The organism is Pseudoalteromonas aurantia (assembly GCF_005886875.1).
GTDB classification, from domain to species: Bacteria; Pseudomonadota; Gammaproteobacteria; order Enterobacterales; family Alteromonadaceae; genus Pseudoalteromonas; species Pseudoalteromonas aurantia_A.
Genome location: NZ_PNBY01000105.1, coordinates 1 through 363, shown reverse-complemented (window position 1 = coordinate 363; position 363 = coordinate 1). Strand labels below are relative to the sequence as shown.

At 39.1% G+C, this 363-nt stretch carries 1 pseudogene; it reads right to left on the bottom strand.

What is annotated here, in order from left to right:
• Positions 1 to 313 (bottom strand): annotated as a pseudogene (locus CWC18_RS18030) (hypothetical protein); the annotation flags it as partial.
• Between the last annotated feature and the right edge of the window lie 50 nt (positions 314 to 363).

Genomic DNA, 363 nt, shown 5'->3' with positions numbered 1-363 from the left:
AAAAATGATTGACCACTACAGGTTTATCACTTTTATAGGTTAACGATATAGCCTTTACATCAGCCAATGACCCGTTTGGTAGGTCATAAATTAATTCAACCCATGAGTTATTTTTCTTATCAACGCGGGGGACACGAAAAAACTGGATATCAACTTGGCCATTTTCAACTAGTGGCCCACTTAATATCACTTTGCTTCCATGCGGATCTGTGGCATAGCGCCAAGCTTCTGCAATCAAATGTTCTGTATGAGCCACACTGACACAGCCGCTTAATGTCATGCCAGCTAACCAAGCAAGTCCACGAAAAACCATAACATTTCCATACTTTTGGGTTTAAAAATATTGTAATGGTACATTGAATT